Origin of the sequence: Paraburkholderia lebeckiae (assembly GCF_050436225.1) — a bacterium.
GTDB classification, from domain to species: domain Bacteria; phylum Pseudomonadota; class Gammaproteobacteria; order Burkholderiales; family Burkholderiaceae; genus Paraburkholderia; species Paraburkholderia tuberum.
Genome location: NZ_JBNDLU010000002.1, coordinates 3,165,830 through 3,179,870, shown reverse-complemented (window position 1 = coordinate 3,179,870; position 14,041 = coordinate 3,165,830). Strand labels below are relative to the sequence as shown.

The following is a 14,041-nucleotide window of genomic DNA, read 5'->3' as shown; positions in this document are numbered from 1 at the left end:
CGACAGACCGGTGGGCTAGAGAGGAATAAAGTCATGCAGATCGCCGTCAGCGGCGCGAATGGTTTCGTCGGGCGTTCGTTGTGCAGCGTCCTGCGGGATGCCGGACATGGGGTAACCGCACTGGTGCGCCGCTCGTCGTCGGTAGTAGAAGGGGCGACCGAGCTTGTGATTCCCGATGATCATTTCGCTAGCATTGCGCGCGGCAATCCTGCCATTGGGCCCGTCGATGTATTCGTACATCTGGCCGCGCGCGTGCATGTGATGCAGGACCGCGCGGCCGATCCGCTTGCCGAACATCGCGCCGTCAACGTGCGAGGAGCCTTGGATGCGGCGTCGGCGGCCTTCCACGCGGGCGCGCGGCGCTTCGTATTCGTCAGCAGCATCAAGGCGCTCGGCGAAAGCGAGCCAGGCCGGCCGTGGCGCGAAGACGATCCGGCGAGCCCGACAGATCCATATGGCGTGTCAAAACTCGAAGCGGAACGCGAACTTGCGGCATTCGGTCGTGCCAACGGCATGCAGATCGTCACGGTGCGACCGCCGCTCGTTTATGGACCCGGCGTGCGGGCCAACTTCCGAGGCTTGATCCGTGTGGTGGACCGTGGCATTCCACTGCCGCTGGGCGCGATCGACGCGCGTCGCAGCATGATCTACGTCGGCAATCTCGCGGACGCGATCCGACTGCTCGCGACACGTGCCGAGTCCACCGAAGGGGTCTTTCATGTCAGCGATGGCGATGATCTCACCGTACCCGACATGGTGCGCGCCATCGCATTGGCGCTTTCCAGGCCAACGCGCCTCGTGCCGGTGCCGGTTGCATTGCTGCGCGGGCTTGGCCGTCTGACCGGCCGTATCGCACAAGTCGACCGTCTAACCAGCCCGTTGCGCCTCGACATTTCGAAACTGCGCGATGATATTGGTTGGACACCGCCCTGGTCGGTTGCAGAAGGGCTCGCGCACACAGTGCGTGCATACCGGGCTGAACATTGATGTCGGGGCAACTGCAATTGTCGGATGTCGGCTTGCTAGTGACGATAGGAGTTGTTTCCGCAGTGTTGTGCTCCGGAATTCTCGCGCTACTGCTGCGTACGGGGTGGGCATGGGACATCGCGGTCGACATTCCCAATCATCGCTCGCTGCACGAGCGCCCAATACCACGCGTTGGAGGATGGGGCGTATTGCCAACCACTGTCTTGGCGATCGTCCTGTATGCGCCTTCTCTGCGATGGATCGCAGCCAGTGCTGTGTTGCTCGGTGTCGTGTCACAGATTGACGACCGACGGGGACTGCCGGCGCGGGTACGCTTCGCGGCGCACGTGCTTGCCGTTGCTGTGGCGGTAGTGGCCGGCGCCAACGGGATTAGCTGGTGGTTCGCGATCGTCGTGGGCGTGGCGCTCGTTTGGCTCGTCAACCTGTATAACTTCATGGACGGCTCGAACGGTCTTGCAGGCGGCATGACGCTGTTCGGATTCTCGACTTATGCGCTCGCCGCGTCATCGACGCACGGCGACCTCGCATCGATCTGCGCAGCCATTGCTGGAGCAGCAGTGGGTTTCCTGCTGTTCAACTTCCAGCCGGCGCGCGTGTTCCTTGGCGATATGGGTTCGATTCCGCTCGGGTTCCTGGCCGGCGCTCTGGGCTATTGGGGTTGGCAACACGGTGCCTGGCCTGTGTGGATGACCCCGCTGGTTTTTGCACCGTTCGTCGCGGATGCGACCGTAACTTTGCTAGCTCGGCTGGCGCGTGGCGAACGTTTTTGGGAGGCGCACCGCCAGCATTATTATCAACGGCTCGTGCAAATGACCGGCAGTCACGCGCGCGTGGCGCTGACGTACGGTGCGTTGATGCTGTGCGGGTCCGTGCTGGCGATCATGGCTACCTGGACGACTACAGCCATGCAATGGACGATCTGCATTGCATGGTATGGCGTGCTGGCGATGGTCGGCTTGTGCGTCGACGCGAAGTGGCGGCGCTGGATTCGCGCCGCAGGCTAGCGTCCGCGACAAAATGGGCGCGGCAGCCGATCGCTCGATGGGGCGGTCACGCCATGCGTGACGGTAGCCACTGAATCACGGTGCTACTTAGGAACTGAAGCGCTCGTGGCGTCCAACGTTGCCTCGGCTGCGCCGTGAGGCATCGACAGCCTCAACGGAGCAATTCAATCGGGCACCATTGATACACGATCGAATGGTTGCCGATCCAGCCGTGGTAAGTGCCGCAAGCCGTCGAGGTCATGCGTAGTCCATGTGCCTCGAGCGACGCGGCTGTCTTTTTTGCCTGCGCGGCGTTTTCTGCCTGCAAGTCTTCCTCGTCGCTGGCGCGCAGCGCGAAACGGCAACGGTCGGCTTCTCCCGGCTTCAGTACGAGAGGCAAACGGAGCCCGTCGATCACGCGGCGCGCGAGGGTGCAGCCCCATTCCGATCGCAGAAACCCAGTCTCGTCCGCGAGTGCCTGTGCCTTTCGAACGGTCTCGAGACGACTATTCTCGACATCGCCGAGGACGACATAGGCCGGGCCACCGCGCTGCGCGATGATGTCTTTCAGACGTTCGTTGTAGCGCGAGGTGACGAGGACGTTCGGATCCAGCGTGACGAATGCGACGTCCGGCGGAAATTGGGTGACGAGCCAGCTCAGTCCTTGCGCTCCCCCTGGCAGGACGCCGGTGGTGCGGCGCGGATCGCTGATTGCCGGAGTGTCGGCATGGAATCCTTTTCGGGCCCAGCGAACATGTCCGTAGGTCGGCGCGCCATGCGCAACGACGACTAACGTCGCGAATGCGATCAGCCATGTGGCGATACGCTTTCCGGCCCTGCCAGGCAGCATGTCGTCGATGAGAACATACAGTGCGAGCGGCGCCAGCACTTCCATCGCGACGACGTAACGATAGACGCTGAAAGTCTTGAGCCACATGACGTAGCCGACCGCAATGAATACCAGCACGAAAGCTTGTCGCGACGTCAGCGACGTGGCCCTTCGTGCGTTCAATGCCCGCCAGACCGCGCGCGCCACCCATAGGATCGCCGCCGCATAGAGGAGTGCCCAGATGACCTGGCGGATCGGCGTGTCACTGACTCGCTGTGAGTGCAATGAAAAAATAAAAGGCCAGAGCAGCGCATCCAGCACGCTTCGGGGAAACCAGCGTAAATCCGCGACTCCGATGGGGGGCACCAGCGGATTCGGAAAGAGATTGCTGAACTGTGGAAAGAACGGATTTCGAAATATGCGCCACATCGTTGCGAACCAGTACCCGCCGCTCGCGGCGAGTCCAACGATTACGCCCATACCTACAGCGATCCCGATACGCAGACGGGTGATCGCGTTGCCTGGGTGCACGAGGCAGCCGGCACATAGCGCGATCGCGTAGATCGCGTTGGTCAGTTTTAGGCCCGACGCGACGCCGGTCAATGCTCCGATCGTCAGCCCAAGCGCGACGGCACGCAGCGAGGCCTGTGCCAGCATGTCCCAATGCTTCAGTGTCAGCGATACCGCGAGCAGCACCAGCAGGGCGGTCGTATTGTCGCCCATGCTGTTGCCAATGCCGCTGAGGTAGTTGGCGGTGAGGGCGCCTGCGAGTGCAATCCACAGCGAGGTTCGCTCGTTACGCCTCGGGGTCTCGCCGTCCAGCACGCACCGCGCGATGTCGAATACGATCACGAATGCGAGGCCGTGCAAAACGCCCAGAGCAAACCCGATTAGAGGCGCCGGCAACCACGCGTACAGCAGCCACGTGAGCACATCAAGCGTTGGGGTGAAGTAAGTCTGCATTCCGCCCGGCGCCAGATCGATTGCCAGTTTGTCGTGCAGGAACGCGAATCCGTTGTACAGATGATAGTTCCGCATATCCCAGTTGTTATCCTGGCCGAGCAGCAACGCGTAGAGACCGAATAGTATGGGAACGACGTATCGCGCGATCAGTGCGGCACGCTCGCTGCCAGGACCGATCGAACACCACCGCCCGAGTCCACGGTCGGGTCGTTCTGGATTGGTATGCTTGAGATGGTTGAGCATGAGTCGGAGATGGGAGTCAGCAAGACGGCCGGTATACCCAGCGGCGAGCCAATACGAAATTGAGGGCGAGCCCACCCAGTGATCCCGCCGCTACTGCAACCAGGGGCAGCATCGCGAAATCGGGCAGCAGGGCCACGCAAACGCAATACGTCGCGTAATTGACTGCGCCGCCGCCGCACATCGCGACCAGATATTTGCCGCCCTCGCGCAGGATGTTTCCGGATTGACTGCTCTGCGCGGGATGGCTGCCGGAGGCGGAAGCTGCACTAGCCGCGCCAAACGTAAAGCGCCGGTTCAATAGCCACGTCGCAAAAACGGCCGCCAGAAAAGACAGTAGCCGACCGATGTAATAGCCGGCGCCGGCGTGCAGGGCGAGATACAGCACAGACGTGTCGACCACGAATCCTGCTGCTCCGACGAGTGTGAAACGAATTAGTTGACGTCTCATTAGCGGGCCCGACGCTGTTGCGACGGCTCGCGAAAACTCAGGTAGACAAGCCGTTTCGCCTCGGCGCGACCGCGGGTAATCGTGTCGGAGACGAGTCCGCAGACCAGTAGCAGCGCGCCGAACAGCATCAGAGCCGCGCACAGCAGTGCGGTTGGCAGACGGGGCACGAGGCCCGTTTCGACAAAGGTTTGCAAAACAGGCACGGCGAGCACGATCGACGCCAGAGCACATATCGCAAAGCCGATCGAGAAGAACACCAGCGGTTTCTCGGCCTTGAACAGGCGCAAAGTCATGAACAGAATGCGTGCGCCGTCGCGATAGGTGTTCAGCTTGCTGGCGGAGCCTTCCGGTCGAGACTTGTAGCGAGTCTGCATCTCTTCAACCGGCATGCGCAGTTCGAGCGCATGGACGGCCAGTTCCGTTTCGATTTCGAAACCTCTGGAATGGGCGGCAAACGATTTGGCGAAACGCCGCGAAAACACGCGATAACCGGACAACATGTCTGAAAATGAGTTACCAAAAATATGCGCCGCAAACCTTGTGAGCATCACGTTACCGAAGCGGTGCCCTCGACGGTATGCCGCATCTTCGTCTGAGACGCGTGCGCCGACGACCATGTCAAGATCTTCCGCGAGCAGCCTGTCGACGAAAGCAGGCGCGTCAGCCGCATCGTAGGTGTCATCGCCGTCAACAACAACATAGACGTCCGCATCGACGTCCGCGAACATGCGTCGCACTACGTTACCCTTGCCTTGCAGTCGCACCGAGCGGATCGTCGCGCCAGCCTCGCGAGCGAGCTCGATCGTGGCGTCCGAAGAGTTGTTGTCGAACACGTAGATCGAAGCGCCCGGCAGATGGGCCGCGAAATCCTGCACGACGGCACGGATGGTGGTCTGTTCGTTGTAGCAAGGGATCAGGACGGCGATCTGTGCTGCTGTGGTGTCCTCAGTTGCGTTGGATATCATTTGGGCGGCCAATTCACGTTGATATGACGGGCGTTCGTCCCGCGGGCACGATTCTCCCATAAGATCAAATCGGCGCCGTGTTGTAGTTGCGCGAGCCGATGTCTGTTTCACACGGCGGATTCGTGCGCCGGACGGTGTGCCGGGAGGTGGCTGATCGCTCCCGGCTGCCGCTCGTCAGGGCGTCGCAGACGGGAAGTGCTGAACGATCCTCAGGCGCATGCGCCACGGTGACCGGAATGCGCAGTGGCGCGCATAATATGTTTTTGGCGGATGCGGAGACGGATATGAGCGGAAAGGCATTTTTTGTCGGTGCGCACGAGTTTAGATTCAACGCTCCCAAGACATCGGAAGGTGCATGGACGGTCATGATCGTCCATATCGATCACAGCAAGACACCTCCGTCGCACAACCGTTTTACGGGCGACACCGTATATACGGTCGAGAGCGAAGCGCTGAGCTACGCCGAAGAGCTGGCGCATGAACTGGCGCGCCACATCGAGTAGCAGAACCGCACGCGAGCGAGATTGCATCTCCTCGTGAACATGACGATCGAGCTCACTCTTGAGCGGGCGGGAAATGCTTCCATCGGGCCGGTACCACCGCTTGGAGTCCGATGCGAGAGCCGGTGCGCTACCGGCGCGGTGGGGTGAAGAGGCAGGCGGATGCGGGTGACGGCTTCGCGATGGCACCGACGAGCTACCGCTCCTGGGCTGTCTGGATCAAGCTGGGCACGGACGTCGCCAAGACGTGGGTGAACCTGCATCGATGCGCTAAAGCGGATATTGCCGTGTGTTAGCAATAGCTTCGTAGGAAGCGCATTCGGCGCGAATTCGCGTTTTGAAGAATTCCGATGAATTTCGCGTGCAAGAAGGATGCATTGCTCTATCTCGGACCGAATGAAACGGATTTCGAGTCAGCGCCGTGTCGGCCATTGGATACGGGTAGCTCATCAGGGCGTTTTCATGGACGTCGGGCCCTTCAGACACCAGCGATCATTCGCGGGACCGTAAATCGACGTGCACCTTTTCGGTCTCTGCTCGCACCTCACCGCTTCCCCTTCCGCACCACCATCCACCGCGGCGACTTGAACCGCACGATGCTCACGTAAAGCCACACATAAGTCGCCGCGAACACCACAACGAAGCAGAACAGATGCAGCGTGTGCCGCCAGAACAGCGTCGCCGGCACGACCGCGATCAGGCACAGCAGCCACAGATACGGCGACGTCAGCGAGTTGCGGCGCGTCAGCTCGCGCGCGGTGCGCGCGCCGACCGCCCAGCGCATCAGCCGCTTGTAGACCAGCATATGCAGATGCACGCCATCCGGAATGCCCGGCGACATGCCGCGAATGAACTTCTTGCGGTAGATCGAGAAGCAGGTCTCGAAGATCGGGTACATGAAGAGCAGCACCGGATACCACGCGGATACGTCGCGATTGCGCATCACGAGCAGGATCGACAGCTCGGCGAGCATGAAGCCGATGAAGTAAGCACCGCCGTCGCCGAGAAAAATCAGCCCGGCCGGGAAGTTCCAGATGAAGAAGCCGAGCACCGCGCCCATCATCATGAACGACGCGGACAGCACGACCGGGTCGTGCACCTGGAACGCCACATACGCGAGCGACGCGAACATCATGAACGCGACCATCGACGCGAGGCCGTTGAAGCCGTCGATGATATTGATCGCGTTGGCGAGCGCCGCGACCGCGAGCACCGTGACCACGAACGAGATCGCCGCATATGACAGCAGAAAGTCGAGCGGCGGCACGCTGATGCGCGTGACCGCGATGTCGAGAAAGAACCAGGCGAGCGCGGCCGCCGCCATCGTGCAGATGAGGCGTGCGAGCGGCGACACGCGCTTGGTCAGATCCTCGACGAGCCCCGAGCCGAACGCCGGCATGCCGCACGCGACCAGCCCAAGAATGCTGCCCGATACGGCGGGATACGCGCGATGCAATTGCACCGCGGAGACGATCAGCCCCACCAGAATCCCGATCCCGCCGATGCGCGGCACCGGACGCACGTGGAATTTCTGGACGCCGGCCAGATCGGTGTCGGTCGAGAACTTTTCATGCAGATGCGCATAGCGCACGATCAACAGCGTGATCAGCAGAGAGACGAGAAAGCCGAGCGCGAAACTAAGCATGAAAGTGGGCCTGAGCGAAGACGCGGAATTATACAAACGAAACGTGCGGCGGCCGGCGCGCGGCACGGGCGCGAAGCTTTCATCCAGGCCAGCAAAAAATCCCAGATAGCGAGACCGAAGCGGCCCGCACAGGCCCGTGAGCGCTCGCTCCTCATGGATTCCCCCTATGCGGCGCGCGCGCGCCGCAACCGTAAACCTGGATGCGACGAAGTGTAAGTCGCGCGCAACAAAGGCGTTCCGGAGACCCAATGCTAAATAACATCACAATTCGTGGCGGACTGACGCTCGTGATCAGCGTATTCGTCGCCTTCCTTTTGACGGTGATCGCTGTCGGCTACGGCGCGCTGAAGCTCGCCAACGACAGCCTCGACGACACGCAGCGCAGTGCGGTCGCGCTGTCGCATCTGAAGGCGAGTTCCGAGAAGCTTCTGCAGGTGCAGCTCGCATTGGGCACCTATCAGACCTTGTTCAGCGTCGGCAAGCAGACCGACGATCTGCTGCCGGCCGCGCACAAGGTGCTGCTCGAATCTAACCACGACTTCCGCAACTACATGGCCGGCCCGTTCGAGAGCGACGCCGAGCGCAAGCTCGCGCAGAGCGTCGGCGACGCGCGCGCGGCGCTCGTCGACAAGGCGATCGAGCCGGAATTCAAGGCGTTGACCGATTTCGACTTCAACACCTTCCGCAACATCCAGGGCGACACGGCGAACAGCCTGTACGCGTCGTACTCGAAAGCGATCGACGCGCTCGAAAAAGCGCAGATGGACAATCAGCATCAGCAGGCCGCGACCGGCGCGCGACGCTTCCAGCTCGCGACAGTGCTGTTCGGCGCGATCGCGGTGATCGCGCTCGTGATTGCGGTGGGCGCGCGCGTCGCGTTGTCGTCGGCGCTGATCAAGCCGGTCAACGCGACGGTCAAGCACTTCGAGCGCATCGCGGCCGGCGACCTGAGCGGCGCGATCAAGGTGAAATCGCGCAACGAGATGGGCCAGCTCCTCGGCGCGCTGACGCGGATGCGCGACGGCCTCGTCGAAACGGTCGGCAAAGTACGCGGCAGCACGAGCGCGATCACACAGGGCGCGAACGAGATCGCCTCGGGCAATGCCGATCTGTCGGCGCGCACCGAGCAGCAGGCGGCCGCGCTGCAGCAGACCGCGGCGAGCATGGAGCAGCTGTCGGCGACCGTGAAACAGAACGCCGACAACGCCAAGCAGGCGAACCGCCTCGCGCACGGCGCGCTCGATACGGTCTCGCGCGGCGGCAAGGTGGTGTCGCGCGTGACGGAGACGATGGACGGCATCAGCCAGTCGTCGCGCAAGGTCACGGAGATCATCGGCATGATCGAGGGGATCGCGTTCCAGACCAACATTCTCGCGTTGAACGCGGCCGTCGAAGCGGCGCGCGCGGGCGAGCAGGGACGCGGCTTCGCGGTGGTCGCCTCGGAAGTGCGCAGCCTCGCGCAGCGCTCGGGCGCGGCGGCCAAGGAGATCAAGGAGCTGATCGGCGAGTCGGCGGCAAAGGTCGAGGAGGGTGCCTCGCTGGTGTCGGATGCGCAGAAGACGATTCAGGAAGCGCTGACGGCCGTCGAGCGCGTGACCGGCGTGATGAGCGAGATCGAGGCGTCGGCGCTCGAACAGAGCGACGGTATCGAGCAGGTCAACAAGGCGGTGTCGCAGATCGACGAGGTCACCCAGCACAACGCGGCTCTCGTCGAGCAGGCGGCGGCCGCGGCGAAGTCGCTGGAGGAGCATGCGATGGCGTTGCGTGATGCGGTCGCGGTGTTCCAGCTGGAAGGGGCAACGGCGTAACGCGTTCACCAGCCACGGCGCTCACCGTTCTGACGAGGTGAGCGCCAAAGCAAACGGCGGCGGCATCCGCGCTACGCGAATGCCGCCGCCGTTTTTTAACGGGATGCGCTGGTGCCGAAGCGCTTTATGCAAACCCCTGCGGATTTGTGGACTGCCAGCGCCAGTGGTCCGCGCACATGCGCTCGATGCCGAACTGCGCGCGCCAGCCGATGATTTTCTCGGCCGCGCTCGGGTCCGCGAAACACTGCGCGACATCGCCCGGGCGGCGCGCGACGATCTCATACGGCACCGGCCGCCCCGACGCCTTCTCGAACGAGCGCACCACGTCGAGCACGCTATAGCCCTGGCCCGTGCCGAGATTGACGACGAAGCTCGCATCGCGCTCGACGAGCGCATCGAGCGCGGCGAGATGCCCGCGCGCGAGATCGACCACGTGGATGTAGTCACGCACGCCGGTGCCGTCGGGCGTCTCGTAGTCGCCGCCGAACACGCGCAGCTTGTCGAGCTTGCCGACCGCGACCTGTGCGACGTACGGCATCAGGTTGTTCGGAATGCCGGCCGGATCTTCGCCGATCAGGCCACTTTCATGCGCGCCGACCGGATTGAAGTAGCGCAGCGTCGCGATGCGCCACGACGGGTCCGACACTTCGAGATCGCGCAGGATCTGCTCGGCGATCAGCTTCGATTGACCATACGGATTGGTCGCCGACAGCGGGAACGATTCGTCGATAGGCGAGCTCTTCGGCACGCCGTACACCGTTGCCGACGAACTGAACACGAACTGCTTGACGTTGCGATCGCGCATCACGCCGAGTAGCGTCAGCAGGCTGCCGACGTTGTTCGCGTAGTACTCGATCGGCTTCGCGACCGACTCGCCGACCGCTTTCAGCGCCGCGAAATGAATCGCGCCGGTGATCGGATGCGCATCGAAAATCCGCTGCAGCGCGGCTGCGTCGCGCGCGTCGTCGTCATAGAAGCTCACCGCACGCCCGGTGATTTTCTCGACCCGCCGCACCGCTTCGCGCTTGCTGTTCACGAGGTTGTCGATCACCACGACGTCGTAGCCGCCGTTCAGCAGTTCGACGCAGGTGTGCGAGCCGATGAAACCCGCGCCGCCCGTTACCAGAATCGTGCCCTTCGTGGTCATGCTGTTGCTCCCATTAAAGTAAAACACCCGTGATTTTTTGCACCAGGTCTTTATAGGTTTCGACGACCATGCGTTCGTCGAATTCGGTTGCGACTTTCTGCCGGCCGCGTTCCGCCATCGCGCGCCGCTCCGCGCCGCTCATGTCGAGCATGCGCGCGAGACTCGCGGCGAGGCTCTGCGCATTGCGCACTTCGCACAGCAAGCCGTTGACGCCGTCGGCCACTACTTCGCGGCAGCCGGGCACGTCGGTGGCGACGATCGGCCGGCCCATCGCCGACGCTTCCATCAGCGTGCGCGGCACGCCTTCGCGATACGACGGCAGCACCACGCAATCGGCGTCGGCGATGAACGGCCGCACGTCGTGCGCCTCGCCCAGATATTCGATCACGCCTTCCTGTTCCCACGCGGCGACTTCGTCGCGCGTGATCGCGCTCGGATTGTCGACGCCGACCGGCCCGAGCAGCTGAAAGCGCGCGTGGCGGTAGCGCGCGCGCAATTGCCGCGCGGCCTCGACGTATTCGCCGACGCCCTTGTCCCACAGCAGCCGCCCGATCAGCAGGAAGCGAAACTCCGCGCGCTCGCGCAGCGGCGTGAACGCGAACTGCTCGAGATCGACGCCCTCGCCGTGCAACAGCCGCGCGCGCTCCGGATGCACGAGCAGCTTGCCGTCGATGAACGCGGCCTGATCGTCGCGATTCAGGAACCACACTTCACGCGGAAAGCGGAACGCAAAACGATACAGCCTTTTGGCGATCTGCGCGGCGCGGCTGTGCTGGATGAACACGTAGCCGAGCCCGGTGGTGACCGCCACCGACTGCACGCCAGCCAGCTTCGCGGCGATCGAGCCGTAGATGTTCGGCTTGATCGTGTAGTGAAACACGACATGCGGACGGATGGTCCTGTACTGCCGATAGAGCGCGACGAGCGTGCGCAGATCTTCGCCCGGACTCGTGCCTTTCGACGCCATCGGCAGCTCGATGCAACGGCAGCCCATCGCGGCGAGCAACTCGAACGTGCGGTCGCGCGGCGCGAGCACCGTCACGTCGACGCCGCGCCCGATCAGCGTGCGGATCAGCCCTTGCCGATAGGTATAGATTGCCCAGGCCGTGTTGCAAACGAGTGTAATGCGTAGCGCGGGCGTCGACTTGAAAGAGGGCTTCATGCGAAGAAATGCCGGGCGTTGAATGAAGTGTGGACCATTGATACGAATACAGCGCCCTACGATGCGGCGCGAAACTCAGCGAATGAAGCGACAGCGGCAACGACAGCGCTCACACGCGGCGCGACTCAACGGCTCGCGCGCGGCGTGAGCAGCGCGCGCTTGACCCGCTGCAACGTGCGATAAGGCAGCATGAGATGCAACAGATTCTTCGCGAGGCCCAACCAGTCGTACGGATTGGCCACGTTGAAGTAGCGCAACTGCAAACGCAGCGTCGAACCGATCTGCCGGCGCCGTTTCGTCGCGCTGATGCCGCCTTCGTTCAGCTCATAGAAAAGGCCGAGTTCCGGCAGATTCGCGCAGTCGTAGCGTTCCATCAGACGAACGAACAGATCGAGGTCCTCCGCCGAACGATACGCGGCGCGGTAGCTGCCGACTGTGCGGACGGCATCGATACGCAGCATCATCGACGGATGCGCGAGGCACGAGCGGAAAAAGCGCTGGCGCCGGATCACGTTCGGCTCGGCCGGCGGCGTCAGCATGAAAAGCGGCTCGCCCGCGCGCGTGACGACCTGGGTCCACATGCCGAGGCCCGCCACGTTCGGATGCGCTTCCATGAACGCGCGCTGTTTCGCGAGCCGCTGTGGCACCGCGCGATCGCCCGCGTCGATGCGCGCCGCATAGCGAAAGCCGCGCTGCGCGAGCGCGTCGATGCCGGTTCGCAGCGCACGCTCGATGCCGCCGTTCTGCGCCATGCGCAGCACTTCGATCTTCAGGTTCGGCAGCGTGGGCGCGACGATCGGCGGCATGCTGCCGTCATCGACGATCAGTACGTGCACCAGCGCACTTTCTTCGAACGACGCGAGCGTAGAATCGACGTCCGCCTGGCCGTTATAGGCGGGTATCAGCACTGCGACGTCGTCGAGCGTGGTTTGCGCGGTGGCGGATGAATTCGTCATGGGCGCAATTTGAAACGGATGTAATAAAGATTGACCGAGACGGCCGCCAGATAGCCGGCCGCGAGGCCGACGAGCGCGCCATACGCGCCGAGCCGCGGGATCGCCAGCAGATTGACCGCGAACGCGACGGCGAGCGCGAGCAGCCACTTGGCGAGCAACACGAACTTGGCCTGATATTTGAGCACGACCAGATTGCCGATCGCCTCGATGCCGGCCGGCACCGACAGCCACACCGCCCAGCGGAAGATTTCGATCGCGCCTTCGAAGTCCGGCCCGAACACACGGCGGATGATGAAGCCCGCGAGCAGATCGAGCACGAACGCGCCGCACACCATCAGCACGGCGGTCAGCGCGGTGAGCCGCCACATGTTGCGGCGCAGTTGCGCGATGCCTTGCACGCGGTAGACGAATGCGGGCGCAATGGTTTGCGCGAGCATCAGCGCGAGCGTGATCCAGTTTTCATTCAACTGCTGGGCGGCCGAGTAGCGTCCGAGGTCGGCGAACGAAATCGCGCGTTCAAGCATCAGCCGGTCCAGTTTCAGAAACAGATACATACAGATCAGCCCGAGCCAGAACACGGTGCCCGCGCTCGCGAAGTGCCTGAAGAGCGAACGTTCGACGTGCCAGCCCAGCTTGCCGCCATGCCGGCGCATGAAGTAGAGCAACAGCACCGCGCCGATCGCCGCCGATTCGAGCGCCCACAGCCAGCCGAAACGCGCGGGCGCGGCCGTCGCGCGCACCAGCAGATAGACGAGACCCGCCTTGATCACCGCGGTGCTCATGCTGGTCAGCAATTGCGGCTTGCTGTAGGTCATGCTTTGCAGCCACGCGTTGATCACGCCGACGAACGGCTCGCGAAACAGCATCGTCACCGCGAGGCCGGCGAGCATCGCACCGACGAGCGGTTCGAAGAAGTGCAGCGCAATGCCGAGCCATGTAAGCAGCAGCGCAACGGCCGAGACGGAAAAGCGCAACGCGAACGCGCTGCCGAGGACGGTGCCGAGTTGTTCGGGCGGCCGGTTGACGATGGTCGGTACGAGGATTTCCGCGCCGCAGACCCAGGTGATCGGCGACAGCACCAGCAGCAGCGTATTCGCGTACTGCCATTTGCCGAAGGTTTCGGGCCCGAAGTAACGCGCGAGCATGCCGCTGATCACGATTGCGACGCCGATCTGCGTGAGCCGCTCGAGACCCAGCCAGACGATGTTCGTGAACGCTCGGGTGACGTCGGGATTGGCGAAGCGCTTGAGTGTCAGCATCCGTTGGCCGCTCGCCGCTGCGCGTCGGTCAAGCCGCCTCGTACGGCCATGCATGCGGCGCTATGCGCATTCGCCCGCCCGGCCGGCAGCCACGGCAACTTTACAAAAGGAGGGCGTCTAAGCATTAGAATGGCGATATTCAGGCT

The 14,041-nt window shown here is 63.0% G+C and carries 12 protein-coding genes; 4 read left to right on the top strand and 8 right to left on the bottom strand.

What is annotated here, in order from left to right:
* Positions 1-33 precede the first annotated feature (33 nt).
* Together OKW45_RS29250 and OKW45_RS29245 are read left to right on the top strand one after the other, a co-directional pair.
* Positions 34-987, top strand: a complete 954-nt coding sequence (locus OKW45_RS29250; RefSeq protein ID WP_429472611.1) for an NAD-dependent epimerase/dehydratase family protein — start codon at positions 34-36, stop codon at positions 985-987.
* Positions 987-1,991 carry an MraY family glycosyltransferase gene (locus OKW45_RS29245; RefSeq protein ID WP_184007686.1) on the top strand — a complete coding sequence of 335 codons (1,005 nt, stop codon included), beginning with the start codon at positions 987-989 and terminating at the stop codon, positions 1,989-1,991. Before OKW45_RS29250 ends, OKW45_RS29245 begins: the two co-directional genes overlap by 1 nt.
* Before the next feature lie 151 nt (positions 1,992-2,142).
* Here the strand turns inward: OKW45_RS29245 and OKW45_RS29240 are convergent, their stop codons facing one another.
* Genes OKW45_RS29240 through OKW45_RS29230 form a run of 3 tightly spaced genes read right to left on the bottom strand, consistent with a single transcriptional unit; the run spans position 2,143 to position 5,418 of the window.
* On the bottom strand, positions 2,143-4,005 hold the full coding sequence (locus OKW45_RS29240) for a hypothetical protein (RefSeq protein ID WP_429472608.1): 1,863 nt from the start codon (positions 4,003-4,005) through the stop codon (positions 2,143-2,145).
* Between the two features lie 16 nt (positions 4,006-4,021).
* Positions 4,022-4,453 carry a GtrA family protein gene (locus OKW45_RS29235; protein ID WP_429472606.1) on the bottom strand — a complete coding sequence of 144 codons (432 nt, stop codon included), beginning with the start codon at positions 4,451-4,453 and terminating at the stop codon, positions 4,022-4,024.
* The gene (locus OKW45_RS29230) at positions 4,453-5,418 is read right to left on the bottom strand and encodes a glycosyltransferase family 2 protein (protein ID WP_429473385.1); all 966 of its coding nucleotides are present in this window, start codon (positions 5,416-5,418) and stop codon (positions 4,453-4,455) included. Before OKW45_RS29230 ends, OKW45_RS29235 begins: the two co-directional genes overlap by 1 nt.
* Before the next feature lie 98 nt (positions 5,419-5,516).
* On the opposite strand from OKW45_RS29230, the gene OKW45_RS29225 reads away from it, so the two are divergent.
* Entirely contained in the window at positions 5,517-5,921 is a 405-nt protein-coding gene (locus OKW45_RS29225) for a hypothetical protein (protein WP_429472604.1), read from the top strand.
* A 541-nt stretch (positions 5,922-6,462) separates the two neighbouring features.
* Here the strand turns inward: OKW45_RS29225 and OKW45_RS29220 are convergent.
* On the bottom strand, positions 6,463-7,563 hold the full coding sequence (locus OKW45_RS29220) for an MraY family glycosyltransferase (RefSeq protein ID WP_018419634.1): 1,101 nt from the start codon (positions 7,561-7,563) through the stop codon (positions 6,463-6,465).
* 248 nt (positions 7,564-7,811) lie between these two features.
* Here OKW45_RS29220 and OKW45_RS29215 point away from each other — a divergent pair, with 248 nt between their 5' ends.
* Positions 7,812-9,371 (top strand): methyl-accepting chemotaxis protein, encoded by a 1,560-nt coding sequence (locus OKW45_RS29215; RefSeq protein ID WP_018419635.1) that lies wholly within the window; start codon positions 7,812-7,814, stop codon positions 9,369-9,371.
* Between the two features lie 124 nt (positions 9,372-9,495).
* On the opposite strand, the gene galE is transcribed toward OKW45_RS29215, so the two are convergent.
* From galE to OKW45_RS29195, 4 genes are all read right to left on the bottom strand, one after another.
* On the bottom strand, positions 9,496-10,518 hold the full coding sequence (gene galE, locus OKW45_RS29210) for a UDP-glucose 4-epimerase GalE (protein WP_429294630.1): 1,023 nt from the start codon (positions 10,516-10,518) through the stop codon (positions 9,496-9,498).
* 13 nt (positions 10,519-10,531) lie between these two features.
* Positions 10,532-11,680: a glycosyltransferase family 4 protein gene (locus OKW45_RS29205; protein ID WP_018419637.1), complete on the bottom strand. Its 1,149-nt coding sequence runs from the start codon at positions 11,678-11,680 to the stop codon at positions 10,532-10,534.
* Between the two features lie 125 nt (positions 11,681-11,805).
* Positions 11,806-12,636 carry a glycosyltransferase gene (locus OKW45_RS29200; RefSeq protein WP_429472601.1) on the bottom strand — a complete coding sequence of 277 codons (831 nt, stop codon included), beginning with the start codon at positions 12,634-12,636 and terminating at the stop codon, positions 11,806-11,808.
* A complete protein-coding gene (locus tag OKW45_RS29195; RefSeq protein ID WP_429472599.1) occupies positions 12,633-13,895 on the bottom strand; it encodes an oligosaccharide flippase family protein in 1,263 nt (420 codons plus the stop codon). The genes OKW45_RS29200 and OKW45_RS29195 overlap by 4 nt, the downstream gene beginning before the upstream one ends.
* Positions 13,896-14,041: the final 146 nt, after the last annotated feature.

What these genes read in the sequence shown, in the direction of transcription:
- OKW45_RS29245 (WP_184007686.1), top strand. Translation starts at nt 987, where the DNA reads ATGTCGGGGCAACTGCAATTGTCGGATGTCGGCTTGCTAGTGACGATA.
- OKW45_RS29235 (WP_429472606.1), bottom strand. Translation starts at nt 4,453, where the DNA reads ATGAGACGTCAACTAATTCGTTTCACACTCGTCGGAGCAGCAGGATTC.
- OKW45_RS29220 (WP_018419634.1), bottom strand. Translation starts at nt 7,563, where the DNA reads ATGCTTAGTTTCGCGCTCGGCTTTCTCGTCTCTCTGCTGATCACGCTG.
- OKW45_RS29200 (WP_429472601.1), bottom strand. Translation starts at nt 12,636, where the DNA reads ATGACGAATTCATCCGCCACCGCGCAAACCACGCTCGACGACGTCGCA.
- OKW45_RS29215 (WP_018419635.1), top strand. Translation starts at nt 7,812, where the DNA reads ATGCTAAATAACATCACAATTCGTGGCGGACTGACGCTCGTGATCAGC.
- OKW45_RS29250 (WP_429472611.1), top strand. Translation starts at nt 34, where the DNA reads ATGCAGATCGCCGTCAGCGGCGCGAATGGTTTCGTCGGGCGTTCGTTG.
- OKW45_RS29195 (WP_429472599.1), bottom strand. Translation starts at nt 13,895, where the DNA reads ATGCTGACACTCAAGCGCTTCGCCAATCCCGACGTCACCCGAGCGTTC.
- OKW45_RS29230 (WP_429473385.1), bottom strand. Translation starts at nt 5,418, where the DNA reads ATGATATCCAACGCAACTGAGGACACCACAGCAGCACAGATCGCCGTC.
- OKW45_RS29205 (WP_018419637.1), bottom strand. Translation starts at nt 11,680, where the DNA reads ATGAAGCCCTCTTTCAAGTCGACGCCCGCGCTACGCATTACACTCGTT.
- galE (WP_429294630.1), bottom strand. Translation starts at nt 10,518, where the DNA reads ATGACCACGAAGGGCACGATTCTGGTAACGGGCGGCGCGGGTTTCATC.
- OKW45_RS29225 (WP_429472604.1), top strand. Translation starts at nt 5,517, where the DNA reads ATGTCTGTTTCACACGGCGGATTCGTGCGCCGGACGGTGTGCCGGGAG.
- OKW45_RS29240 (WP_429472608.1), bottom strand. Translation starts at nt 4,005, where the DNA reads ATGCTCAACCATCTCAAGCATACCAATCCAGAACGACCCGACCGTGGA.